Annotated in this window: 21 protein-coding genes and 1 tRNA gene; 19 read left to right on the top strand and 3 right to left on the bottom strand. The window is 66.4% G+C overall.

The annotated features are described in order from the left end of the window. Position 1: 1 nt before the first annotated feature. The 16 genes from VLK61_RS23255 (at position 2) to VLK61_RS23180 (ending at position 16062) form a co-directional block, all read left to right on the top strand. Positions 2–2239 carry a TonB-dependent receptor plug domain-containing protein gene (locus VLK61_RS23255; protein ID WP_325424428.1) on the top strand — a complete coding sequence of 746 codons (2238 nt, stop codon included), beginning with the start codon at positions 2–4 and terminating at the stop codon, positions 2237–2239. 28 nt (positions 2240–2267) lie between these two features. After that, complete coding sequence (locus tag VLK61_RS23250) at positions 2268–3338, top strand: patatin-like phospholipase family protein (RefSeq protein ID WP_325424426.1); 1071 nt, start codon at positions 2268–2270, stop codon at positions 3336–3338. Between the two features lie 161 nt (positions 3339–3499). Further along, a complete protein-coding gene (locus VLK61_RS23245) occupies positions 3500–5029 on the top strand; it encodes a DUF4331 domain-containing protein (RefSeq protein ID WP_325424424.1) in 1530 nt (509 codons plus the stop codon). 11 nt (positions 5030–5040) lie between these two features. Continuing rightward, on the top strand, positions 5041–5325 hold the full coding sequence (locus VLK61_RS23240; RefSeq protein WP_325424422.1) for a hypothetical protein: 285 nt from the start codon (positions 5041–5043) through the stop codon (positions 5323–5325). An 85-nt stretch (positions 5326–5410) separates the two neighbouring features. Beyond that, on the top strand, positions 5411–6505 hold the full coding sequence (locus tag VLK61_RS23235) for a hypothetical protein (protein ID WP_325424420.1): 1095 nt from the start codon (positions 5411–5413) through the stop codon (positions 6503–6505). Then, positions 6483–7625, top strand: a complete 1143-nt coding sequence (locus tag VLK61_RS23230) for a HupE/UreJ family protein (RefSeq protein ID WP_325424418.1) — start codon at positions 6483–6485, stop codon at positions 7623–7625. The genes VLK61_RS23235 and VLK61_RS23230 overlap by 23 nt, the downstream gene beginning before the upstream one ends. 225 nt (positions 7626–7850) lie before the next feature. Continuing rightward, positions 7851–9770: a threonine--tRNA ligase gene (gene thrS, locus VLK61_RS23225; protein ID WP_325424416.1), complete on the top strand. Its 1920-nt coding sequence runs from the start codon at positions 7851–7853 to the stop codon at positions 9768–9770. Between the two features lie 98 nt (positions 9771–9868). Further along, the gene (gene infC / locus VLK61_RS23220) at positions 9869–10396 is read left to right on the top strand and encodes a translation initiation factor IF-3 (protein WP_325424414.1); all 528 of its coding nucleotides are present in this window, start codon (positions 9869–9871) and stop codon (positions 10394–10396) included. A 136-nt stretch (positions 10397–10532) separates the two neighbouring features. Continuing rightward, positions 10533–10736, top strand: coding sequence for a 50S ribosomal protein L35 (gene rpmI / locus VLK61_RS23215; RefSeq protein WP_325424412.1), 204 nt, complete (start codon positions 10533–10535; stop codon positions 10734–10736). Positions 10737–10764: 28 nt separating this feature from the next. Further along, the gene (gene rplT / locus VLK61_RS23210) at positions 10765–11121 is read left to right on the top strand and encodes a 50S ribosomal protein L20 (protein ID WP_325424410.1); all 357 of its coding nucleotides are present in this window, start codon (positions 10765–10767) and stop codon (positions 11119–11121) included. A 99-nt stretch (positions 11122–11220) separates the two neighbouring features. Continuing rightward, on the top strand, positions 11221–12276 hold the full coding sequence (gene pheS, locus VLK61_RS23205) for a phenylalanine--tRNA ligase subunit alpha (RefSeq protein ID WP_325424409.1): 1056 nt from the start codon (positions 11221–11223) through the stop codon (positions 12274–12276). Between the two features lie 21 nt (positions 12277–12297). After that, positions 12298–14721, top strand: coding sequence for a phenylalanine--tRNA ligase subunit beta (gene pheT, locus VLK61_RS23200; RefSeq protein ID WP_325424407.1), 2424 nt, complete (start codon positions 12298–12300; stop codon positions 14719–14721). A gap of 41 nt (positions 14722–14762) precedes the next feature. After that, on the top strand, positions 14763–15125 hold the full coding sequence (locus VLK61_RS23195) for an integration host factor subunit alpha (RefSeq protein ID WP_325424405.1): 363 nt from the start codon (positions 14763–14765) through the stop codon (positions 15123–15125). Positions 15126–15159: 34 nt separating this feature from the next. Then, positions 15160–15597 carry a MerR family transcriptional regulator gene (locus VLK61_RS23190; protein ID WP_325424403.1) on the top strand — a complete coding sequence of 146 codons (438 nt, stop codon included), beginning with the start codon at positions 15160–15162 and terminating at the stop codon, positions 15595–15597. A gap of 35 nt (positions 15598–15632) precedes the next feature. Continuing rightward, a tRNA-Pro gene (locus tag VLK61_RS23185) sits at positions 15633–15709 on the top strand. Between the two features lie 110 nt (positions 15710–15819). Then, positions 15820–16062, top strand: coding sequence for a hypothetical protein (locus VLK61_RS23180; RefSeq protein WP_325424401.1), 243 nt, complete (start codon positions 15820–15822; stop codon positions 16060–16062). Between the two features lie 81 nt (positions 16063–16143). Here VLK61_RS23180 and VLK61_RS23175 read toward each other — a convergent pair whose 3' ends face one another. Beyond that, complete coding sequence (locus tag VLK61_RS23175; protein WP_325424444.1) at positions 16144–18306, bottom strand: sodium-translocating pyrophosphatase; 2163 nt, start codon at positions 18304–18306, stop codon at positions 16144–16146. Positions 18307–18538: 232 nt separating this feature from the next. On the opposite strand from VLK61_RS23175, the gene ppa reads away from it, so the two are divergent. Next, complete coding sequence (ppa, locus tag VLK61_RS23170) at positions 18539–19078, top strand: inorganic diphosphatase (RefSeq protein WP_325424399.1); 540 nt, start codon at positions 18539–18541, stop codon at positions 19076–19078. Between the two features lie 22 nt (positions 19079–19100). Here the strand turns inward: ppa and VLK61_RS23165 are convergent, their stop codons facing one another. Further along, the gene (locus tag VLK61_RS23165; RefSeq protein ID WP_325424397.1) at positions 19101–20267 is read right to left on the bottom strand and encodes a GNAT family N-acetyltransferase; all 1167 of its coding nucleotides are present in this window, start codon (positions 20265–20267) and stop codon (positions 19101–19103) included. 26 nt (positions 20268–20293) lie between these two features. Here VLK61_RS23165 and VLK61_RS23160 point away from each other — a divergent pair, with 26 nt between their 5' ends. Both VLK61_RS23160 and VLK61_RS23155 read left to right on the top strand, forming a co-directional pair. Next, a complete protein-coding gene (locus VLK61_RS23160) occupies positions 20294–21994 on the top strand; it encodes an NAD+ synthase (RefSeq protein WP_325424395.1) in 1701 nt (566 codons plus the stop codon). A 36-nt stretch (positions 21995–22030) separates the two neighbouring features. Continuing rightward, positions 22031–22369 (top strand): P-II family nitrogen regulator, encoded by a 339-nt coding sequence (locus tag VLK61_RS23155; protein WP_325424393.1) that lies wholly within the window; start codon positions 22031–22033, stop codon positions 22367–22369. A 45-nt stretch (positions 22370–22414) separates the two neighbouring features. Here the strand turns inward: VLK61_RS23155 and VLK61_RS23150 are convergent. Continuing rightward, the coding region (locus VLK61_RS23150; RefSeq protein WP_325424392.1) for an LOG family protein at positions 22415–22682 on the bottom strand (268 nt) is incomplete at its 5' end.

The following is a 22682-nucleotide window of genomic DNA, read 5'->3' as shown; positions in this document are numbered from 1 at the left end:
GGTGAAGCGCCGCGCCTCGCGCCTGCGGCCTGCTGCCCGGCGCGGTGGCCTGGCCGCCCTGCTGCTGTGCGGCGGCTCGGGTGCCTGGGCGCAGGCGGCCGATGCCGTCGTGCCGCAGCAGGTGCAGATCACCGGTCCGGCGACGGCCAGCGACACCGAACTGCGCCGCCGCGAACCGGTGGCCAAGACGATCTACGGCCGCGAGGAGCTGGACAAGTACGGCGACACGGCGGTCAGCGATGTGCTCAAGCGCCTGCCCGGCGTCAGCCTGCAAGGCGGCAACCCGCGGCTGCGCGGCCTGGGCGCCGGCTACACGCTGGTGCTGATCAACGGCGAACCGGCGCCGCCGGGCTTCTCGCTGGACAACCTGTCGCCCTCGCAGGTCGAGCGCATCGAGGTCACCAAGGGTCCGACCGCCGAACACAGCGCGCAGGCCGTCGGCGGCACGATCAACATCATCCTGCGCGATGCACCGCGCCAGCGCCAGCGCGAGTTGCGCACCGGACTGGGCTACAACGCGGTGCGGCCGGTGCCCTCGTTCACGGCGACCTATGGCGACCGGCTCGGCGATCTGAGCGTGTCGCTGCCGCTGTCGGGCTTCCAGTGGCGCTCGGCCTCCAACAGCTGGGGCGAACGGCGCAGCCGCGATGTGAACGGCGACCCGCAGTTCACGCTGTTCCGCCGCGAGGACACGGACTGGGGTGGCGGCCTGAACTTCGGCCCGCGGCTGAACTGGCGCCTGAGCGACAGCGACAGTCTGAACTGGCAGACCTTCATGCAAGGCAACCGCTTCAACAGCAGCGGCCGCGTGATGAACGATGTGCGGGAGGGCGAACCGCCGATCAGCGTCGACGACGCGTACCGCAACGAAGGCCATTGGCAGATGCTGCGCACCAACCTGCAACTGGTGCGGCGCTGGCCCGATGGCATGCGGCTGGATGTGAAGGCCGGCGTGCAGGCCTCGGCCAGCCATTTCGACACGGTCGTGAACGGGCTCGATGCCCAGGCCTTGCCGACACTGGAACGCCACAGCAGCGGCGACAACCGCGAGCGGGGCTGGTCCAGCAGCGGCAAGCTGCTGCGACCGGTGCTGGACAGCCACACGCTGGCGCTCGGCTGGGACATCGACGCCCGCCGCCGACGCGAAGTGCGCAGCGTCATGGAAAACGGCCGCCCGCAGCTGATCGGCTTCGACGGCGAGCCCTTCCGCGCGGCGGTCGAACGCCAGGCGCTGTACCTGCAGGACGAGTGGGCGATCGGGCCGCAATGGTCCAGCTACCTGGGGCTGCGCGGCGAGCGCATCGCCACCACCAGCCGCAGCAGCAGCGACGAACTGCGCAGCCGCAGTTCGGTGCTGACGCCGCTGCTGCACCTGAACTACAAGCTCGACCCCAAGGGCCGCGACCTGCTGCGCGGCAGCCTGACGCGCAGCTACCGCGCGCCGGACACCGGCGCACTGCTCGGCCGCCCCAGCATCAATGCCAGCTTCCCGCTGAACACGACGAACCCGCAGATCGCGCCCGACCGCGTCGGCAACCCGGCGCTGAAGCCCGAGCTGGCCACCGGCATCGACATGGCGTTCGAGAAATACTTCGCCGGCGGCGGGCTGATGAGCATCGGCGGCTTCCATCGCCGCATCACGGGCTTGATGCGCAATCAGGTCACGCTGGAGACGCCGAGCTGGGCCTACTGCTCGCCGACCGGCGACTGCACGCCGCGCTGGGTCTCACGGCCGGTGAACCTGCAGCGGGCGCGCACCAGCGGGCTGGAGTTCGAAGTGAAGGGTCGGGCTGCTGAACTGCTGAGCCACTGGATGGACGCCGGGCTGGCACTGGATGTGCGTGCGTCGTTCAGCCTGTACCGCTCGCGGGTGGACGGCATTCCGAGGCCGGACAACCGGCTCGAATCGCAGCAACCCTATGCGCTGAACCTCGGTTTCGACCACGTGATGAAAACCGTGCCCTTGACCTGGGGCGCCAGCCTCTTCTACACCCCCGCTTACCGCGTGCAGCAGACGGTGGCGCAAGGGGCGGAGCAGGGCGTGGCGCGTGCGCTCGACGTGTATGCGCTGTGGACCTTCAGCCGCCAGGCCGCCCTGCGCGTCGCGGCCAACAACCTGGCGCCGCTGGATACCATCAGCCGCACGGCGCTGACCGATGAGCAGGGCTTCACCGAGAGCAGCTACAACCGCCGCCACAACCACGCCAACTTCCAGGCTTCGCTGACCCTGAAGTTCTGACCGACCAACGTTTCGACAGTCCAGCCCCATGCAAGCCCTGCAGATCCACGCCGGCGCCCGCGCGCGACAACGCCTGCGCGAGCGCGGCCTGCAGCCCGAGGATGTGCGCGTGATCGCCGGCGCGGCGGGTGGGCCCAAGGGCCTGGTGCTGAACCCGCTGGACCAACTGCTGTTCGGCCGCTGGCTGGCGGACACCACGCACACGGTGCACCTGGTCGGCGCCTCGATCGGCGCCTGGCGCATGGTCTGCGCGACGCTGGACGATCCGGCCGCCGCACTGCAGCGCCTGGCCACCGACTACATCGAGCAGCGTTACGACTCGGTGCCGGGGCGCGGCACGCTGGCCAAGCAGATGTCCGAGATCTTCGGTGCCCGACTGCGTGAGCACTTCGAAGGCCACGAGGCGCAGGCGCTGGGCCATGCGCGCTACCGGCTGCATGTGTTCACCAGCCTGGGACGCGGATTGCTAAAGCGTGAAGGACGCGTGCGCACGCCGCTGGGCTACCTGGGTGCCTTCACCACCAACCTGGTCAGCCGGCGGGCGATGGGCGGCTGGCTGCAGCGCGTGATCTTTTCCGATCAGCGCGAGCCGCTGCCCTTCCACTTGCACGACTACCGCACGCACCAAGTGCCGCTGACGCCCGACAACCTGTCGCCGGCGGTGCTGGCCAGCTGCTCGATCCCGTTCCTGCTGGCGGCCGTGCACGACATTCCCGGTGCGCCCCGCGGTGCCTACTGGGACGGCGGCATCACCGACTACCACCTGCACCTGGACTACGCGTCGATGGCCGATGGCCTGGTGCTCTACCCGCACTTCCAGCGCCACCTGGTGCCCGGCTGGCTGGACAAGGCGCTGAAGCACCGCCACCGGGCCAGCGAGCGCCTGGCCAACGTCGTGGTGCTGGCCCCCCACCCCGAGTGGGTGAAGACGCTGCCGAACGGCAAGCTGCCCGACCGCAGCGACTTCAAGGCCTACGGCACCGATGCCGAAGGCCGCATGCGCGCCTGGCGCAGCGCGCTGGCGCACAGCCGGCAACTGGCCGACGAGTTCGAACAGCTGGCCACCCAATCCTCGATCGACGCCTTGCCGCTGAGCTGACTGGCGCGGCACTGGGCGTTGTCCGGTTCACGGCAACGCATCCGATTCGGCTAGGGCTGCGTATCAGCCCCGCAGACACCCGGAGGCGACTGCCGGATGTCCCGCAACCCGATGCATGCACAACACCGGGCGGACCGAACCCCAGCTTCGAGGATGACCCCATGACCAAGTCCCCATCTCCGGCGCAGCGCCTGCTGCCCCTCACCGCCGCCGTGCTGGCCGCACTGACCGGCGCCGCGCTGGCCCCCGCGCAAGCCTCCAGCCACCGCGAGGCGCCGTTCATCACCAGCCAGCCCAAGGTGGACGGCACCGACTTCTACATGTTCTCCAGCTATGAGCCCGGCCGCACGGGCTACGTGACGCTGATCGCCAACTACCAGCCCTTGCAGGCGCCTTACGGTGGCCCGAACTACTTCCAGATGGATCCGAACGCGCTGTACGAGATCCACATCGACAACAACGGCGACGCGAAGGAAGACCTGAGCTTCCAGTTCCGCTTCAAGAACACGCTGAAGGGCATCAGCCTGCCGATTGGCGGCAAGAACGTCGCGATCCCGCTGATCCAGGCCGGCGGCGTCAGCGAGCCGAATGCCGCGACGCTGAATGTCAACGAGACCTACACGGTCGACATCGTGCGCGGTGACCGGCGCAGCGGCACCCGCACAGCCATCACCAACGCCGCCGGCGGCAGCGCCAGCTTCAACAAGCCGGTCGACAACATCGGCACCAAGACGATTCCCGACTATGCGGGCTACGCCGCCAAGCACATCTATGCGGTGAACATCCCCGGCTGCACGCAGCCGGCCAAGCTGTTCGTCGGCCAGCGCAAGGAAGCCTTCGCAGTCAATTTGGGCACGATCTTCGACCTGGTCAACGCGCCGGTGGCGGTGATCACCGATCCGGCGCTGATCAACGCGGTGCCCAACACCATCGACGATGCCAGCGTCACGACGCTGGCGCTGGAAGTGCACAAGAGCTGCCTGACCCAGGGCAGCGAGCCGGTGATCGGCGGCTGGACCACCGCCAGCCTGCGCCAGGGCCTGCTGCTGAACCCAGCGCCACCCAAGGGCCACCAGACCACCGGCGTGCCGGGTGGTGCTTGGACGCAGGTGTCGCGGCTGGGCATGCCCCTGGTCAACGAGGTGGTGATCGGCCTGCCCGACAAGGACCGCTTCAACAGCAGCAAGCCCAAGGACGACGCTCAGTTTGCAGACTATGTGACGAACCCGACCCTGCCGGCGCTGCTGGAAATTGCGCTGGCGCTGCCGGGCACGGCGCCGAAGAACATCCCGCGCACCGACCTGGTGACGGCCTTCCTCACCGGCATCAAGGGCGTGAACCAACCGGCCAACGTCGTGGGGGCAGAGATGCTGCGCCTGAACACGTCGATCACGCCAACCGCCGAGGCCACCCAGCATCGGCTGGGTGTGGCCGGCGGTGACCTGGCAGGCTTCCCGAACGGTCGCCGGCCCAAGGACGACGTGGTCGATATCTCGCTGGTCGCCGTGATGGGTGGGCTGTGCATGCTCAATGGCGACGGCAATACGCTGGCGCTGGGCGCCGACTGCAAGCCGTCCAACGTGCCGCTGGGCGCCACTTCGCTGAAGCTGCACGATGCGGTGGACCAGGCTGTGGTGCCGCTGCTGCCGGCCTTCCCGTACCTGACGACCCCGGCGCCTGGCGCCAGGTGAGGAGCACGGAGATGAAAAAGACCCTTTCCCTGAGCTTTGCACTGGCAGCCGTGGCGCTGATGAGCGGCTGCTTCGGTGGTGGTGACGACGATGCGCCGATGCCGGCCCCGCCGCCGCCCGCGCCGGCACCACCGGATCCGCTGGCGGCGGTGCCGGATTCGGCGACACAGTCGACCGACGGACTGGTGGCCTACCTGAAGACCTTGTCGACCAACAGCAGCGAGACGCGCGAGCCGATCGACCTGAACAGGGTGACCCTGCCGCAAAGCGACACCGCGGAACCCGCAGCGCTGTGAACGCGGGCTGAAGTACGCCCTTGGCCGTGCGCACAATGCGCGGGTCAAGGGCGTGATCTTGTCGAGGGAGTCCAAGATGCGACACATGGCGGTTGCGCTGCTGATCGGACTGCTGGCCTGCCGGGCCAGCGCGGTGCCGATCACGCCCACGCGCGACGACGAAGTCATCGAACGCCTGCCGGCGGTGTCGGTCCGCAACAGCAACAGCAGCGAACCAGCCCTTGCGCTGCGCGAGGCGCAGGCCTTGCTCGATGCCAGCCGCAAGGAAGGCGACCCGCGCCTGGCCGGCCGTGCGCTGGCCCGCCTGGCGCGCTGGAGCCAGGATCCGCAGGCGCCGGCCGAGGTGCTGCTGCTGCTGGCCAGCGCCGAGCAGTACCTGCACCAGTTCGACCGCGCCACGGCCCGCCTGCAGGCACTGGTGCAGCGCGACCCGCGCCAGGCCCAGGCCTGGCTGGTGCTGGCGACGATGCACCGCGTTCGGGGCCGCTACGCCGATTCCGACGCGGCTTGCCGGGCGCTGCTGAGCCTGCGGGCGCAGCCCTATGCCGATGGCTGCGTGGTCGAGAACCTGGCCCTGCGCGGCGAGCACGATGCGGCGCGGCGCCAATTGCAGGCGCTGATCGCCGCGGCGGCGGACGCTTCGATCCGCGGCTGGTTGTTGACCACGCTGGCCGAACTGGAGCAGCGCGCGGGCCGCGTGCAAGCCTCCGAGCAGGCCTGGCGCCGGGCGCTGCAGGCCGTGCCGGACAGCTACACCAGCATCGGCTATGCCGATTTCCTGCTCGACAACCAGCGCCCGCGCGAGGCCTGGCGGGTCCTGCAGCCGCAGGTGCGCACCGACCCGGTCATGTTGCGGCTGGCGATCGCGGCGCAGCGCGCCGGCATGGCGCAAGCGACGGTGCTGCAGGCCGAACTGCGCGAGCGATTTGCGTTGGCCGACCAGCGCACCGAAAGCTCGGGCCATGAACGCGAGCGCGCGATGATGGCGCTGGAGATCGAGCGGGACCCGGCCGCCGCGCTGCGCGTGGCCCGCCGCAATGTCGAACACCAGCGCGAGCCGCTGGATGTCTTGCTGCTGGCCCGCTGCGCCGCAGCGGCCAAGGACGACGGCGCGCGCAACGAGGCCAGGCAACTGGCCCGCACCATGGGGCTGCGTGATGCACGCCTGGACGCGCTGTAAGGCCTGGGCGCGCGCCGCGCTGTGCTGCGTCGCCTTGCTGTTGGCGGGTCCGGCGCAGGCGCACAAGTCCAGCGATGCCTACCTGTTCATGGCGTCGACGGCTGGCATCACGAGCCTGCGTTGGGACATCGCGTTGCGCGACCTCGACGCCGCGCTGCCCCTTGATGCGGATGGTGACCGCCAGCTCACCTGGGGCGAGCTGCGTGCAGCCTGGGAGGCGATCGATGCCTTGGCGCTGGTGGCGCTGTCAGTGCCTGGCTGTCGCTTCCAGGTGGACGGCCACGCGCTGGAGCGTCGCAACGATGGCGCCTATGCAGTGCTGCAGTTGACGGCGCCCTGCCAGATCGGCGAGCACACAGTGCTGCAGTACCGGTTGTTCGCCGACATCGACCCGACGCACCGTGGCATCCTGCGCTTCACACGGCTCGATGGCAGCGGCGCGGTGCGGCTGCTGGATCCGCAAGCTGCGCCGCCGAGTGCGGTTGCGTCCGGCGGCGCTGCCGTCGCCGCGCCACTGCCCTCGTTCCTGCGCGAGGGCATTCACCACATCGTCACCGGCTACGACCACCTGCTGTTCTTGCTGTGCCTGTTGCTGCCGGCGGTGCTACGGCGAGAACAGGGCGTGTGGCGCGCGGTCGACAGCTGGCGCGGCGCCTTGCTGCCGGTGGCCACCACCGTCACGCTGTTCACCCTGGCGCATTCGGTGACGCTGGCTCTCGCGGCGCTGGGTTGGGTCCAACTGTCTCCGTCCTTCGTCGAGCCGGCGATTGCGGTGACGATCATGTTGGCGGCGCTGGACAACATCAAGCCGCTCATCGGTCGGCGCCGGGGCTGGGTGACCTTCTTCTTCGGGCTGATCCACGGCTTCGGATTTGCCGGCGTGCTCGGTGAACTGCAACTGCCCACCGCTGCCTTCGGCTGGGCGCTGCTGCAGTTCAACCTGGGGCTGGAGCTGGGACAACTGGCGATGGTGTTTCTGGTTGTGCCGGTGCTGTTCCTGCTGCGCCGCCAGCGGCTGTACGTGCCGGGCGTGATGGTGGCCGGCTCCAGCGCGGCGGTACTGCTGGCAGGCGTGTGGCTGGTCGAGCGCACGGCCGATGTCAGCCTGCTGCCTTTCTAGAAGCCGCCTGGTCTACAATTTCGGCCTCCGATCCCGTCGCGGATCCCTTCATGAATTTCCCTAACAAGAGCGAGAAAGGCATCATGGTTATGACACCGCGGACTACGCCGTTCGCCCCTGCTGCTTAGCCGGCCGCGCTGTCACGCCTGTTCGCTTTTCCCCTTCGAACACTCCAAGCGCGGTCACCCACCGCGCTTTTTTGTTGTTCGTTTCAGAAAGACTCCCATGATCAAGATCACGTTGCCCGACGGCTCCCAACGCGAATTCGCTGAAGCCGTCACGGTCGCCGAAGTGGCGGCCTCCATCGGCGCCGGCCTGGCGAAAGCCGCACTCGGCGGTCGCGTCGGCGAGGGTGATGCAGCCAAACTGGTCGACACGAGCTACCGCATCGAGGCCGACGAGAAGCTGGCCATCGTCACGGACAAGGACCCCGCCGGGCTGGAAATGATCCGCCACTCGACGGCCCACCTGCTGGCCTATGCGGTGAAGGAGTTGTTTCCCGAGGCGCAGGTGACGATCGGCCCGGTCATCGACAACGGCTTTTATTACGACTTCGCGTACAAACGGCCGTTCACGCCGGAAGACCTGGCGGCCATCGAGGCGCGCATGGGCGAACTGGCGAAGAAGGACGAGCCCGTGGTGCGCCGCGTGCTGCCGCGGGATGAGGCGGTGGCCTACTTCAAGGGCCTGGGCGAGCATTACAAGGCCGAGATCATCGCCAGCATCCCCGCCAACGAGGATGTGTCGCTGTACCGCGAAGGCAAGTTCGAAGACCTCTGCCGCGGCCCGCACGTGCCGAGCACGGGCAAGCTCAAGCACTTCAAGCTGATGAAGGTGGCCGGTGCCTACTGGCGCGGCGACCAGGCCAACGAACAGCTGCAGCGCATCTATGGCACGGCCTGGGCCAGCAAGGACGAACTGCAGGGCTACCTGCGCATGCTGGAAGAAGCCGAGAAGCGCGATCACCGCAAGCTCGGCCGCGAACTGGACCTCTTCCACATGGAGGAAACGGCGCCGGGCATGGTGTTCTGGCACCCCAAGGGCTGGACGGTCTGGCAGCAGGTCGAGCAGTACATGCGTGCGGTCTACCGCGACAACGGCTACCAGGAAGTCAAGGGCCCGCAGGTGCTGGACAAGAGCCTGTGGGAGAAGACGGGCCACTGGGGCAACTACCGCGAGAACATGTTCACGACCGAGTCGGAGAAGCGCGAATACGCGCTGAAGCCGATGAACTGCCCCGGCCACGTGCTGATCTTCAACTCGCACATGCGCAGCTACCGCGACCTGCCGCTGCGTTACGGCGAGTTCGGCCAGTGCCACCGCAACGAGCCCAGCGGCGCGCTGCACGGCATCATGCGGGTGCGCGGTTTCACGCAGGACGATGGCCACATCTTCTGTACCGAAGACCAGATCCTCGACGAGTGCGTGGCCTACACGGCCTTGCTGCGCAAGGTCTACGCCGACTTCGGCTTCAGCGACATCATCTACAAGGTGGCGACGCGGCCGGACAACCGCGTCGGCTCCGATGCCTTCTGGGACAAGGCCGAGTTCGCGGTGATGGAAGCGCTACGCCGTTCCGGTTGCGACTTCGTCGTCTCGCCGGGCGAGGGCGCGTTCTACGGCCCGAAGATCGAGTACACGCTCAAGGACGCGCTCGGCCGGCAGTGGCAATGCGGCACGATGCAGGTGGACTACAACACGGCCGAGCGCCTGGGCGGCGAGTACGTGACGGACACCAGCGGCCGCGCGCACCCGGTGATGCTGCACCGGGCGATCGTCGGCAGCCTCGAGCGTTTCATCGGCATCCTGATCGAGCAGCATGCCGGTGCGCTACCGGCCTGGCTGGCGCCGGTGCAGGTGGTCATCATGAGCATCACCGACCACCAGGCCGACTATGTTGCTGAAGTCGCGAAAACACTTCAAAAACAAGGAGTTAGAGTTCAGACGGATTTGCGGAACGAGAAGATCACGTATAAAATCCGCGAGCATTCATTGCAAAAGGTCCCGTACATCCTTGTCGCAGGCGACAAGGAGAAGGCAAGCGGGGCCGTTGCCGTGCGCGCTCGGGGCAATCTTGACCTTGGCGTGATGCCCATCGACGACTTCTGCCGAAAGCTCGCCGAGGACATCACCCGCAAGGCATGACCGTCGCCTCGTAGCGCGCGCATTGTTTTTCGCTGGCCTATTGCTTGCCTTGGGGTCGTTAAGGGGTTTGCACCATCGCTACATTTCTCGATCGCCGGATGCCCAATGTCGAGCGCAAGCATCGGCTCAACCGCGAGATCATGGCGCCCACCGTGCGCTTGAACGGGGTCAACAACGAGCCCTTGGGCATCGTCAGCATCACGGAGGCCTTGCGGCTGTCCGGCGAGGCTGATGTCGATCTGGTTGAAATTGCGCCCACCGCCGATCCGCCGGTTTGCCGGCTGATGGACTATGGCAAGTTCAAGTACCTGGAGCAGAAGAAGGCCGCTGAGGCCAAGTCCAAGCAAAAGGTCATCGAGATCAAGGAAGTCAAGTTTCGTCCGGGCACGGACGAAGGCGACTACAACATCAAGATGCGCAATCTGCGGCGATTCATCGCCGAAGACGGCGACAAGGGCAAGGTCACGCTGCGCTTCCGGGGCCGCGAGATCACGCACCAGGACATCGGCATGCGACTGCTGGAACGCATCCGCGACGAACTGGCCGATGTGGCGATGGTCGAGCACATGCCCAAGCTCGAGGGGCGCCAGATGATCATGGTGCTGGCCCCTAAGAAGAAGCAGTGATCGGTTAGAACAGTTTGAAGTTTCCGCGCCTCGGTCTGGTCACCGGGGCGATTGGAAGAAAAGCCGCTTGCAGGCAGTACAAGTGCCGTGGCATCCGCCCTGGCCGCCTGCGAGAGGCAATCTAGAAGGAGCAGTCATGCCCAAGATGAAGACCAAGAAGAGCGCGGCCAAGCGGTTCCGCGTCCGTCCGGGTGGTACCGTCAAGCGCGGTCAGGCGTTCAAGCGCCACATCCTCACGAAGAAGTCCACCACGCGCAAGCGCCACCTGCGTGGCTCGGTCGCCGTGCACGAGACCAACATGGGCCACATGGCGCAAATGTTGCCATTCGCCGGCCTGTGATCAACTGACGGACTAGAAGGAGCTACTCATGCCTCGCGTCAAACGTGGTGTAACCGCCCGCGCTCGCCACAAGAAGATCCTGGCTCTTGCCAAGGGTTACCGCGGTCGCCGCAAGAACGTCTACCGTGTCGCCAAGCAGGCGGTGATGAAGGCCGGGCAATACGCCTACCGTGATCGCCGTACCCGCAAGCGCGTCTTCCGCCAGCTGTGGATCGCCCGTATCAACGCCGCTTCGCGCGGTCTGGGCCTGACCTACAGCAAGTTCATGGCCGGCCTGAAAAAGGCTTCGATCGACATCGATCGCAAGATGCTGGCCGAACTGGCTGTCAACGACCCGGCTGCTTTTGGCAGCATCGTCGACAAGGTGAAGGCCCAACTCGCTTGATTTTTGCCTGCTGCATGCCCTGAAAGGGCGATGCGGTCGGGCGGCAAGCTTTCAAGGCCGTCACCTTCGGGGACGGCCTTTTTCTTTTCTCTGATCACGATGAACGACCTCGATCAACTGGTGGCCAGTGCCAGCGACGCTTTCGCCGCTGCGCCGACGCCGGCCGAGCTGGAAAACGCCAAGGCACGCTATCTGGGCAAGGCCGGTCATGTGACCGAACTGCTCAAAGGCCTGGCCGCGCTGTCGGCCGAAGCCAAGAAGACCCGCGGCGCCGACATCAACCAGACCAAGCAGCGCATCGAAGCGGCGCTGCAAGCCCGTCGCCAGGCGCTGGCCGAGGCCGAACTCGAAGCGCAGTTGAAGGCGGAGGCGCTGGACGTCACGCTGCCGGGCCGCCGGCGTGGCGGCGGCGGCTTGCACCCGGTTTCGCGCACGATGGAGCGCATCGAAGCGATCTTCGGCTCGATGGGCTTCGATGTCGCCGAAGGCCCCGAGATCGAAACCGACTGGATGAGCTTCACGGCGTTGAACAACCCCGAGAACCATCCGGCGCGTTCGATGCAAGACACTTTCTACGTCGACATGAAGGACGAGGAGGGTCGCTGGCTGAACCTGCGCCCGCACACCTCGCCGATGCAGGTGCGTTATGCCCGCGCTCATGCGGCACGTTATGCCGATCTGATGGCACAGGGCGGCACGATGCCCGAGATCCGCGTCATTGCGCCGGGCCGCACCTACCGTGTCGACAGCGATGCGACGCACTCGCCGATGTTCCACCAGTGCGAAGGCCTGTGGATCGGCGAGAACGTCAGCTTCAAGGACCTGAAGGCGGTGTTCACCGACTTCTGCCGTCGCTTCTTCGAGAGCGACGACCTGCAACTGCGCTTTCGGCCGTCGTTCTTCCCATTCACCGAGCCTTCGGCCGAGATCGACATTGCGTTCTCCAGCGGGCCGCTCAAAGGCAAGTGGCTGGAGGTGGCCGGTTCCGGGCAGGTACACCCGAACGTGGTGCGCAACTTTGGGCTGGACCCTGAGCGCTACATCGGCTTTGCCTTCGGCATGGGTCCGGACCGCCTGACGATGCTGCGCTATGGCGTGAACGACCTGCGCCTATTCTTCGACGGCGATCTGCGCTTTCTGTTGCAGTTCAAGTGACCGCCACGAGTTCAAGAGACCATGCAATTCCCTGAATCCTGGTTGCGCGAGTTCTGCAACCCCCCGCTCGATACCCAGGCGCTGGCCGACCTGCTGACGATGTCCGGCATGGAGGTCGAAGAGCTGCGCCCGGTCGCGCCGCCTTTCACGGGTGTCGTCGTTGGCGAGATCGTCGAAGCCGAGCAGCACCCTAACGCCGATCGGCTGCGGGTGTGCCGTGTCGACGCGGGACGGTTTTCGAAGGACGGGCCGCTGCAGATCGTCTGCGGCGCGCCGAACGCCCGCGTCGGCATCCGTGTGCCGCTGGCCCTCGTCGGCGCCAGCCTGCCACCGGATGACAACGGCCAGGCCTTCGAGATCAAGACCGGCAAGCTGCGCGGTGTCGAGAGCTTCGGCATGCTGTGCTCGGCGCGCGAGCTGAAGCTCAGCGACGACCATGGCGGCTTGCTCGAACTCGCTGCCGATGCGCCATTGGGTGCCAGCGTGCGCGAACTGCTGAAGCTGGACGACACGCTGTTCACGCTGAAGCTCACGCCGAACCTGGGCCACTGTCTCTCGGTCTACGGCATCGCGCGCGAAGTCTCGGCGCTGACCGGCGTACCGTTGAAGGCACCCAGCTTCTCGCCGGTGGCGCCGCGCCACGACGCCAAGCTGCCGGTGCGCATCGAGGCGCCGGAACTGTGTGGCCGCTTTTCCGGCCGCATCGTGCACAACGTCAACACCCAAGCCAAGACGCCGGCCTGGATGGTCGACCGCCTGGCCCGTTGCGGCCAGCGTTCGGTGACCGCGTTGGTCGATATCTCGAACTACGTGATGTTCGAGTATGGCCGGCCCTCGCACATCTTCGATCTGGACAAGATCCATGACGGGCTGGTGGTGCGCTGGGGCCGCAGCGGCGAGACGTTGAAGCTGCTGAACGGCAACACGGTGGAGCTGGACGACCAGGTCGGCGTGATCGCCGACGCCCAGGCCGTGGAGTCGCTGGCCGGCATCATGGGCGGCGACGCCACCGCCGTGTCGCACGACACCCGGCACGTCTACGTCGAAGCGGCGTTCTGGTGGCCCGAAGCCATCGCCGGCCGTTCACGCCGCTACAACTTCTCCACTGATGCCGGGCACCGCTTCGAACGCGGTGTCGACCCGGCGCAGACGGTCGAGCACATCGAGCACATCACGCGGCTGATCATCGACATCTGCGGCGGCGAGGCCGGGCCGATGGACGACCAGCAGGTCAAGCTGCCGCAGCCCGCACCGGTGAGCATGCGCGTGGCGCGCGCCGGCAAGGTGATCGGCATGCCGGTGACGCAGGCGCAATGCGCCTCGGTGTTCACTCGCCTGGAACTGCCTTTCAGCGAAGCACCTGGCGTTCTGACGGTGACGCCGCCGAGCTGGCGCTTCGACCTGACGATCGAAGAGGATCTGATCGAAGAAGTGGTGCGCGTGATCGGCTACGACCAGCTGCCGCCATCGCCGCCGCTGGCGCCGGTGACGGCGCGCGAATTGATCGAGGCGCGTCGCAACGGCAATGCGGTGCGGCATGCACTGGCGGCGCTGGACTACCAGGAAACGATCAACTTCAGCTTTGTCGAAACACGCTGGGAAAACGAACTGGCCGGCAACGACGACCCGATCCGTGTGCTGAATCCGATCGCCGCGCCCTTGGCGGTGATGCGCTCCAGCCTGATCGGCAGCCTGGTGCAGGTGCTGCGCTACAACCTGACGCGCAAGGCCACGCGGGTGCGGGTGTTCGAGCTCGGGCGCGTGTCGCGCCGGGACCCGTCGGTCCAGGCCAGCGACAGCACGGTCGCCGGCGTGGCTCAGCCGCAGCGGGTGGGGGGGCTGGCCTATGGCCCGGCGGTGCCGACGCAATGGGGCAGCAAGGAGCGCCCGGTCGACTTCTTCGACCTGAAAGGCGATATGGAGGCCTTGCTGGCGCCGTACACACTGAACTTCGAGCCCACCAGCCACCCGGCATTGCACCCAGGGCGCAGCGCGCGCGTGCTGCTGCAGGGCCGCGACATCGGCGTGATCGGCGAACTGCACCCGCGCTGGCGCCAGGCCTATGAATTGCCGCAAGCGCCGGTGCTGTTCGAACTTGACCTGGCCGCAGTGCTCGAGCGCGATCTGCCGCGGGCCGAGCCGATTGCGCGCCATCAACCCGCCTGGCGTGATCTGGCGCTGGTGGTGCCCGAGGCGGCGACGCATGACGCGCTGATTCAGGCGCTGCGCCAGGATCCGTCCGGCTACGTGCGCAGTGCCACCTTGTTCGATGTCTACAAGCCCCAGGCAGGGGGTACCGAGATGGCGGCCGGTGAGCGCAGCATGGCGGTACGGCTGGAGTTGCTGGATCCGGAAGCCACCTGGACCGATGAACGCATCGACACCGTGCTGCAGGCCGCCGTGGCCCGTGCCGCGCAGGCCACCGGTGCCCGGCTGCGCAGCTGATCAAGACCCACTCTCACGAGACCGACGAGCGACAACACCGCATGAGCCCTGAGGATCCGACTCTCGATCGCGTGATCCTGCCGTCGCTGGAGACACCGACGCTGACCAAGGCCGAGCTGGCTGAACTGCTGTTCGAGCGGCTCGGGCTGAACAAGCGCGAGTCCAAGGACATGGTCGAAGCCTTCTTCGAACTGGTGCACCACACGCTGGTCAATGGCGACGACGTGAAGCTCTCCGGCTTCGGCAACTTCAACATCCGGCGCAAGGCGCCGCGGCCTGGCCGTAATCCGCGCACCGGCGAGGCGATACCGATCAAGGCGCGCAACGTTGTGACGTTTCATGCAAGTCACAAGCTCAAAGCGATTGTTCAGGGCGACACGCCGATCGGCGAGGAGTTCGAGTAAAGTCTAACTTTTCTCGCACACCCCGTTGATTTCAATGGAGAAACCGCTTCCCGCCATTCCGGCCAAGCGCTACTTCACGATCGGTGAGGTGAGTGACTTGTGCGGCGTGAAGCCGTACGTGCTGCGCTACTGGGAACAGGAGTTCACGCAGCTCAAGCCGATGAAGCGCCGGGGCAACCGGCGCTACTACCAGCACCACGAGGTGCTGCTGATCCGCCGCATCCGCGAATTGCTCTACGACCAGGGCTTCACGATCAGCGGTGCACGCAACCAGCTCACCGACCTGCAACTCAGCACGCGCGGGCATGATGGCCAGGTCGCGCCGGGTGATGTCGCGATGATGATCGACGAGATTGACCTGGATGCCGAGCCTGGAGTGGCTGTGCCGATGCCGCTGCCCGAGGTACTGGAGATGGAGTCTTCGCAACTGCGCGCCGAGTTGTTGTCGATTCGCGAACTGCTGCTGGTCTGAGCGCCCCAAGCGCAGGCTATAATGCGCAGCTTCGTCGGGGTGTAGCGCAGCCTGGTAGCGCACTTGCATGGGGTGCAAGGGGTCGCGAGTTCGAATCCCGCCACCCCGACCAATGTTTGAAAGAAAAGCCCGCCCGGGTCTCCTCGGCGGGCTTTTTCCTTTTCTGCGTCCGATGCTGACGCAGGCCTCAAGTTCTGAGGCGGCAGTGCCGATAAGCTGCGTATGGCACTGAACTCGATTTCCTCGATCGCGCTGGGCGGCATGACATCCGCGGTGCAGCGCCTGGGTGCCGCGGCCAGCCATGTCGCCCGCTTCGGAACCACGCAGCCAGAGGACGTCGGCGATGGCGGCCTGGCGAAGAACATGGTCGAGGAGCGTGTGGCGCTGTATGCCTTCAAGGCCAACATGCAGACCTTCAAAACCGAGCAGGAGATGCTCGGCACGCTGCTCGACATCCGCGCCTGAGCCTTCGGGCCGCGTCGAAACACAAAGGGCCAGCCCACCGGGCTGGCCCTTGCTTCGCGACGAAGCGTAGTTGCCGCGCGCTCAGTTCGACGCGGCAGAGGCCGGCATCGCAGCCGGCGCTGGTGGGGCCACCGCGGAGGCGGCTGGCGCGACCACCGCTGCGGCCGATGCGTCGTGCTTCATCGATCCACCACTGGTGGCCGCGCTGATCGGCAGCAGCGGCACGATCAGCAGCGCGACGATGTTGATGATCTTGATCAGCGGGTTGACGGCCGGGCCGGCGGTGTCCTTGTACGGATCGCCCACGGTGTCGCCGGTCACGGCCGCCTTGTGCGTCTCGCTGCCCTTGCCGCCGAAGTGGCCGTCTTCGATGTACTTCTTGGCGTTGTCCCAGGCGCCGCCGCCGGTGCACATCGAGATCGCTACGAACAGCCCGGTGACGATAGTGCCCATCAGCAGACCACCGAGAGCTGAGGCGCCCAGCGTCATGCCGACGATGATCGGCACCACGACCGGCAAAAGCGAGGGCACGATCATTTCCTTGATCGCTGCGCTGGTCAGCATGTCGACGGCCGCGCTGTAGTCCGGCTTGCGCGTGCCAGCCATGATGGCGCCGTCGGCGAACTGCTTGCGCACTTCCACCACCACCGAGCCGGCCGCACGGCCGACCGCTTCCATCGCCATCGCACCGAAGAGGTAGGGGATCAGGCCGCCGATGAACAGGCCGACGATGACCTTCGGGTCGCTCAGGTCGAAGCTGACATGGATGCCGCGGGCGGACAGCGAGTGGGTGTAGTCGGCAAACAGCACCAGTGCGGCCAGACCGGCCGAGCCGATGGCGTAGCCCTTGGTCACTGCCTTCGTGGTATTGCCGACGGCGTCCAGCGGGTCGGTGACGTCGCGCACCGACTTGGGCAACTCGGCCATCTCGGCAATGCCGCCGGCGTTGTCGGTGATCGGGCCGTAGGCGTCCAATGCGACGACGATGCCGGCCATGCTGAGCATAGACGTCGCCGCGATGGCGATGCCGTAAAGACCCGCCAGGTGGTAGGACACCAGGATCGCGATGCAGACCATGATCACCGGCCAGGCGGTCGAGCGCATCGACACGCCGAGACCGGCGATGATGTTCGTGCCGTGGCCGGTGGTTGAGGCTTCCGCGATGTGCTTCACCGGCGCGTACTGCGTGCCGGTGTAGTACTCGGTGATCCACACCAGCGCCGCCGTCAGCACCAAACCCACGGCGCAAGCGCCGAACAGCTTCATCTGCGTGCCGTCGCCCAGCGCGTCGGCCGGCATCACCTTGGTGGTGACGAAGTAGAAGGCGATCAGCGACAGCACGCCGGCGACGGCCAGGCCCTTGTACAACGCCGGCATCACGTTCTTCATGCCCGGCGAGGCCTTGACGAAGTAGCAGCCGATGATCGACGCGATGATCGAGACGCCGCCCAGCAGCAGCGGGTAGATCACCGCCTCGACCGGTGCCCGCGTGACCATCAGTGCGCCGAGCGCCATGGTGGCGATCAGCGTCACCGCATAGGTCTCGAACAGGTCGGCCGCCATGCCGGCGCAGTCGCCGACGTTGTCGCCCACGTTGTCTGCAATCACCGCCGGGTTGCGCGGGTCGTCTTCCGGAATGCCGGCTTCGACCTTGCCGACCAGGTCGGCACCGACGTCAGCGCCCTTGGTGAAGATGCCACCACCCAGCCGCGCGAAGATCGAGATCAGCGACGAGCCGAAGGCAAAGCCCAGCAGCGGCTTCAGCACGGTGGAGATGTTCTTGTCCGGCGTCAGGTTGCCGTTGCCGGTGATGAACCAGTAGAAGATGCCCACGCCCAGCAGGCCCAGGCCGACCACCAGCATGCCGGTGATGGCGCCGCCCTTGAAGGCGACATCGAGCGCCGGGCCGATGCCCTTGGTGGCGGCCTGCGCGGTGCGCACGTTGGCTTTGACCGACACGTTCATGCCGATGAAGCCGCAAGCACCCGACAACACGGCGCCGAGCACGAAGCCGACGGCGGTCTTGCCGTCAAGGAAGAAGCCGATCAGCACAGCGAGCACCACGCCAACGATCGCGATGGTCTTGTACTGCCGCGCGAGGTACGCGGCAGCCCCTTGTTGCACGGCGCCCGCGATTTCCTGCATGCGGGCATTGCCCGCATCCTGGCGCAAGATCCAGCTGCGCTGGATGAATCCGTACAGCACGGCCGCAAGGCCGCACGCCAGCGCCACATAGAGCGCCATGGTGGTCGAAATCAAGGTATCTCCTTCCTCGAACAATGCCCTGTGGGTGGTGCGCCGCCGTATTTGCCTTGCGCCGCGCAGGCCGCGGGTGGGGTCGCCCGGGCATGCTACGGGATGATGCTGCGCTGCGGCTCCGTGTTTTCCTGCGGTAACTTTCGGGGCCATGGATGTCAGGGCAGGGCAAGCGGGCTCCGTAGAATGCGGGTTTCCCCCTGAGCATCGAACTACTGCCATGAGTCTGCACAACGTGACCCCCGGCGCCAAGGCGCCCCAGGAATTCAACGTGATCATCGAGATCCCGATGAACGCGGATCCGATCAAGTACGAGGTCGATGAAGCCTCGGGCGCACTGTTCGTGGATCGCTTCATGGGCACTGCGATGCACTACCCGTGCAACTACGGCTACATCCCGCAGACGCTGGCCGATGATGGTGATCCGGTTGATGTGCTGGTGATCACGCCGGTGCCGCTGATTCCGGGCGTGGTGGTCACCTGCCGGCCGCTGGGCATGTTGAGGATGACCGACGAAGCCGGCGGCGACAACAAGCTGCTGGCGGTGCCGATCGACAAGATCCTGTCGATCTACACGCAATGGCAGAAGCCGGAAGACCTGAACCCGCTGCGGCTGAAGACGATCCAGCATTTCTTCGAGCACTACAAGGATCTTGAGCCCGGCAAGTGGGTCAAGGTGGAAGGCTGGGTCGGCACTGACGAGGCGCGCGAAGAGGTCAGCACCGGCATGGCGCGCTGGGCGGCAGAGCGCAAGGCCTGAGCGTTGCACCTGGCGGCGGGCGTCAGCACTCGCTGCCCGTGGCCTTGAACGGGCTGTGCTCATGCAGCTCATCGGCATAGGCCGCGATGCCGTGCGCTTCACGCGCTAGGAAGTCCTGCACTGCCTGCGCGAACTGCGGGTGCGCCAGCCAGTGGGCCGACTGCGTGCCGGCCGGCAGCAGGCCCCGGGCCATCTTGTGTTCGCCCTGGGCGCCGCCCTCGAAACTGCGGTAGCCGTGGGCAATGCACCACTGCAGGGGCTGGTAGTAGCAGGCTTCGAAGTGCAGGCAGGGGATGTAGTCGGTGCAGCCCCAATAGCGGCCAAAGGCTTGGCGACTGTCCGGGTCCACGGCGATCAGCGAACAACCGATGACCTCCCCAGCGCGATGCGCGGCGAACATCACCCAGTTCGTTGGCATGGCCTGCGCCATGTGGGCAAAGAACTCGCGCGTCAGGTAGGGCGAGGAGTGGTGCGCCCGGTAGGTCAGGCGATAGCAGTGGTGGAAGAAGTCCCACAGCCGCTGGTCGATGGCCGGCCCCTCGTGCACGGTGAAGTGCACACCGGCATCCAGCACCTTGCGCCGTTCCTGATGGATTTTCTTGCGCTTGTTGTGCTGCATCGCCGCGAGCAGGTCTTCGAAGCGCGTGGTGGGCGCAGAGGCATCGGCCGTCCAGTGGAACTGGATGCCCTGCCGCGCCATCCAGTGCTGGCTGCGCGCGGCGTCTGCATCGGCCTCGTCGTGAAACAGCAGATGCAGCGACGATGCTTCGACACGCCTGGCGTGGGCCTGCACTGCGGCGGCCAGGCGCACGCGCGCGGCGGCGTCGATGGCCAGCAGGCGGGACCCGGGTACCGGCGTGAACGGCACGGCGACCAGTAGCTTGGGGTAGTAGTCCAGGCCGTGGCGCTGGTAGGCATCGGCCCAGGCCCAGTCGAACACGTACTCGCCGTAGGAGTGGCTCTTCAGGTAGGCCGGCGCGGCGGCGATCAAGGTGTCGCCACGGTGCAGCGTGATGAACTGCGGCAGCCAGCCGGTCTTGGGTACCGCGCTGCCCGAACGATGCAGCGCCAGCAGGTAGTCATGCTGCATGAAGGGCGTGGGCTGCGCCTGCTGGGCCAGCAGCGCATTCCAGGCCCGGGCATCGATCTGGCCCGGGTCGTCATGGACACGGATAACATCTGCCGACACTGCCAAGCGCTCCGCGTCTTTCACCTATGTCCACTCCTTCCTCGGTCAGGATTGCCCTGGCGCAGATCAACGCGACGGTGGGCGACCTGGCCGGCAATTCGCGCCGCATTCTCGAGGCTGCGGCCAAGGCCCATGCAGCCGGGGCCTGTGTGTTGATTGCGCCGGAACTCGCGCTCACAGGGTATCCGCCCGAAGACCTCTTGCTGCGACCAGCGTTCATGCAGGCCTGTGCACAAGCGCTGACGGATCTGGCGATGCGCCTGGCGGTCTATCCGGATCTGCAAGTGCTGGTCGGTCATCCGCATCAATTTGGCGAACGCGGCGACATGCGCTCGCGCTCGGTGGTGGTGCAACAGCGCTTCAATGCCGCGTCGGTGCTGGGCGGCGGCAAGGTGCGTGCCACGTATTGCAAGCGTGATCTGCCGAACTACCAAGTGTTCGACGAACGCCGCTACTTTGCCTCAGGTCGCGATGCCGGGCATGGCGCGGTGGTGTTCGAGGCCGGCGGCCGGCGTTTTGGCGTGCTGATCTGCGAAGACGCCTGGTTCGACGAGCCGGCGCGACTGGCGCGCACGGCCGGGGCCGAGGTGCTGTGCGTGCTGAATGCATCGCCGTTTCACCTCGACAAGGCCGGTGAGCGTGAAGCGCGCATGGTCGAGCGCGTGCGCGACACCGGCTTGCCGCTGGTCTTTTCGCACCTGAGCGGTGGGCAGGATGAAGTGGTGTTCGATGGTGCATCGTTTGCGGTCGATGCCCAGGGCACGGTGGCCGTGCGCGGGCCGAGTTTCGAGGAGGCGCTGGTGCTGGTCGACCTGCAGGCCGACGGCCGCATCGGCGGTGAACTGCATCCGGTGCCGAGTTTCGAGGCGCAAGCCTGGAGCGCGCTGGTCACTGGCGTGCGGGACTATATCGACAAGAACGGCTTTCCCGGCGTGATCATTGGATTGTCGGGCGGCATTGATTCGGCGTTGGTGCTGGCCATCGCGGTCGATGCGTTGGGTGCGAACCGGGTACGTGCGGTGATGATGCCATCGCCCTACACCGCAGACATCTCCTGGCTGGACGCCCGTGACATGGCGCAGCGCCTGGGCGTGCGCTACGACGAGATGTCGATCACGCCGATGTTCGAGGCCTTCCGCACCAGTCTGGCGCATGAGTTCGATGGCTGGCCCGAGGACGCCACCGAGGAGAACATCCAGGCGCGCGTGCGCGGCACGCTGTTGATGGCGCTGTCGAACAAGTTCGGCGCGATCGTGCTGACCACCGGCAACAAGAGTGAGATGGCCACCGGTTACTGCACGCTGTACGGCGACATGGCCGGTGGTTTTGCCGTCATCAAGGACGTGGCCAAGACGCTGGTGTACCGGCTGGCCGAATGGAAGAACCAGCAACCCAGCTTGCGCGCCGACGGCAGCGTGGGCCCGGTGATCCCGGAGCGCATCATCACGCGGCCACCGTCGGCTGAACTCCGGCCCGATCAGAAGGACCAGGACAGCTTGCCGCCGTATGAGGTGCTGGACGCCATCCTGGCGCGCTACATGGAAGAGGATCAGAGCATCGCCGAGATCGTGGCGGCCGGATTTGCGCCCGCCGACGTCGAGCGCGTGACGCGGCTGATCAAGATCAACGAGTACAAGCGGCGCCAGGCGCCGATCGGCATTCGCATCACGCACCGCGCCTTCGGCAGGGACTGGCGCTATCCCATCACCTCGAAGTTCCGTGCTTAAATCCGAGACAGTCGACACGCCAGGTACGGAGGCCCCATGAAACAAATCACCGCGATCATCAAGCCGTTCAAGCTCGAAGAGGTGCGCGAGGCCCTGGCCGATGTCGGTGTCTCCGGCCTCACGGTCACGGAAGTCAAGGGCTTTGGCCGCCAGAAGGGCCACACCGAGCTCTATCGCGGTGCCGAGTACGTGGTCGACTTCCTGCCGAAGGTCAAGGTCGAGGTGGTGATCAAGGATGCGGACGTCGATCGCTGCATAGAGGCCATCGTGAAGGCCGCGAAGACCGGCAAGATCGGCGACGGCAAGATCTTCGTCACGCAGGTCGACCAGGTGGTGCGCATCCGCACCGGCGAGACTGACGAGTCCGCCGTCTGATTATTTGCGGTGGCAGGGTGAGCCGGCCGGGCCGGCTTGTGCGGGTCAAATGCGGTCCAGCGGTGGCTGCTTGGCGCCTGTCGCGCGTGCGGCATACAGCGCATCGAGCATGGCATCCACGTCGTCACCGGTAAAGAGCATGCTTGTTTGCGACTCGCTGAGAAAGCCTTCTCGCTGGGCATGCGCCAGGAAGTCGAGCAGGCGGCTGTAGTAGCCGCCGGCATCGAGCAGGCCGACAGGATGACGGTGGTAGTCGAGGTGCCGCCAGGTCCAGACCTCGAACAACTCCTCGAAGGTGCCGATGCCGCCGGGC

This window comes from Aquabacterium sp. (assembly GCF_035476535.1).
In the GTDB taxonomy this organism is placed as follows: domain Bacteria; phylum Pseudomonadota; class Gammaproteobacteria; order Burkholderiales; family Burkholderiaceae_C; genus Pseudaquabacterium.
The sequence above is the reverse complement of the archived record's forward strand: the minus strand, read 5'-3'. Positions and strand labels throughout refer to the sequence as shown.

What these genes read in the sequence shown, in the direction of transcription:
- VLK61_RS23250 (WP_325424426.1), top strand. Translation starts at nt 2,268, where the DNA reads ATGCAAGCCCTGCAGATCCACGCCGGCGCCCGCGCGCGACAACGCCTG.
- VLK61_RS23245 (WP_325424424.1), top strand. Translation starts at nt 3,500, where the DNA reads ATGACCAAGTCCCCATCTCCGGCGCAGCGCCTGCTGCCCCTCACCGCC.
- VLK61_RS23240 (WP_325424422.1), top strand. Translation starts at nt 5,041, where the DNA reads ATGAAAAAGACCCTTTCCCTGAGCTTTGCACTGGCAGCCGTGGCGCTG.
- VLK61_RS23235 (WP_325424420.1), top strand. Translation starts at nt 5,411, where the DNA reads ATGGCGGTTGCGCTGCTGATCGGACTGCTGGCCTGCCGGGCCAGCGCG.
- VLK61_RS23230 (WP_325424418.1), top strand. Translation starts at nt 6,483, where the DNA reads ATGCACGCCTGGACGCGCTGTAAGGCCTGGGCGCGCGCCGCGCTGTGC.
- thrS (WP_325424416.1), top strand. Translation starts at nt 7,851, where the DNA reads ATGATCAAGATCACGTTGCCCGACGGCTCCCAACGCGAATTCGCTGAA.
- infC (WP_325424414.1), top strand. Translation starts at nt 9,869, where the DNA reads ATGCCCAATGTCGAGCGCAAGCATCGGCTCAACCGCGAGATCATGGCG.
- rpmI (WP_325424412.1), top strand. Translation starts at nt 10,533, where the DNA reads ATGCCCAAGATGAAGACCAAGAAGAGCGCGGCCAAGCGGTTCCGCGTC.
- rplT (WP_325424410.1), top strand. Translation starts at nt 10,765, where the DNA reads ATGCCTCGCGTCAAACGTGGTGTAACCGCCCGCGCTCGCCACAAGAAG.
- pheS (WP_325424409.1), top strand. Translation starts at nt 11,221, where the DNA reads ATGAACGACCTCGATCAACTGGTGGCCAGTGCCAGCGACGCTTTCGCC.
- pheT (WP_325424407.1), top strand. Translation starts at nt 12,298, where the DNA reads ATGCAATTCCCTGAATCCTGGTTGCGCGAGTTCTGCAACCCCCCGCTC.
- VLK61_RS23195 (WP_325424405.1), top strand. Translation starts at nt 14,763, where the DNA reads ATGAGCCCTGAGGATCCGACTCTCGATCGCGTGATCCTGCCGTCGCTG.
- VLK61_RS23190 (WP_325424403.1), top strand. Translation starts at nt 15,160, where the DNA reads ATGGAGAAACCGCTTCCCGCCATTCCGGCCAAGCGCTACTTCACGATC.
- VLK61_RS23180 (WP_325424401.1), top strand. Translation starts at nt 15,820, where the DNA reads ATGGCACTGAACTCGATTTCCTCGATCGCGCTGGGCGGCATGACATCC.
- VLK61_RS23175 (WP_325424444.1), bottom strand. Translation starts at nt 18,306, where the DNA reads ATGGCGCTCTATGTGGCGCTGGCGTGCGGCCTTGCGGCCGTGCTGTAC.
- ppa (WP_325424399.1), top strand. Translation starts at nt 18,539, where the DNA reads ATGAGTCTGCACAACGTGACCCCCGGCGCCAAGGCGCCCCAGGAATTC.
- VLK61_RS23160 (WP_325424395.1), top strand. Translation starts at nt 20,294, where the DNA reads ATGTCCACTCCTTCCTCGGTCAGGATTGCCCTGGCGCAGATCAACGCG.
- VLK61_RS23155 (WP_325424393.1), top strand. Translation starts at nt 22,031, where the DNA reads ATGAAACAAATCACCGCGATCATCAAGCCGTTCAAGCTCGAAGAGGTG.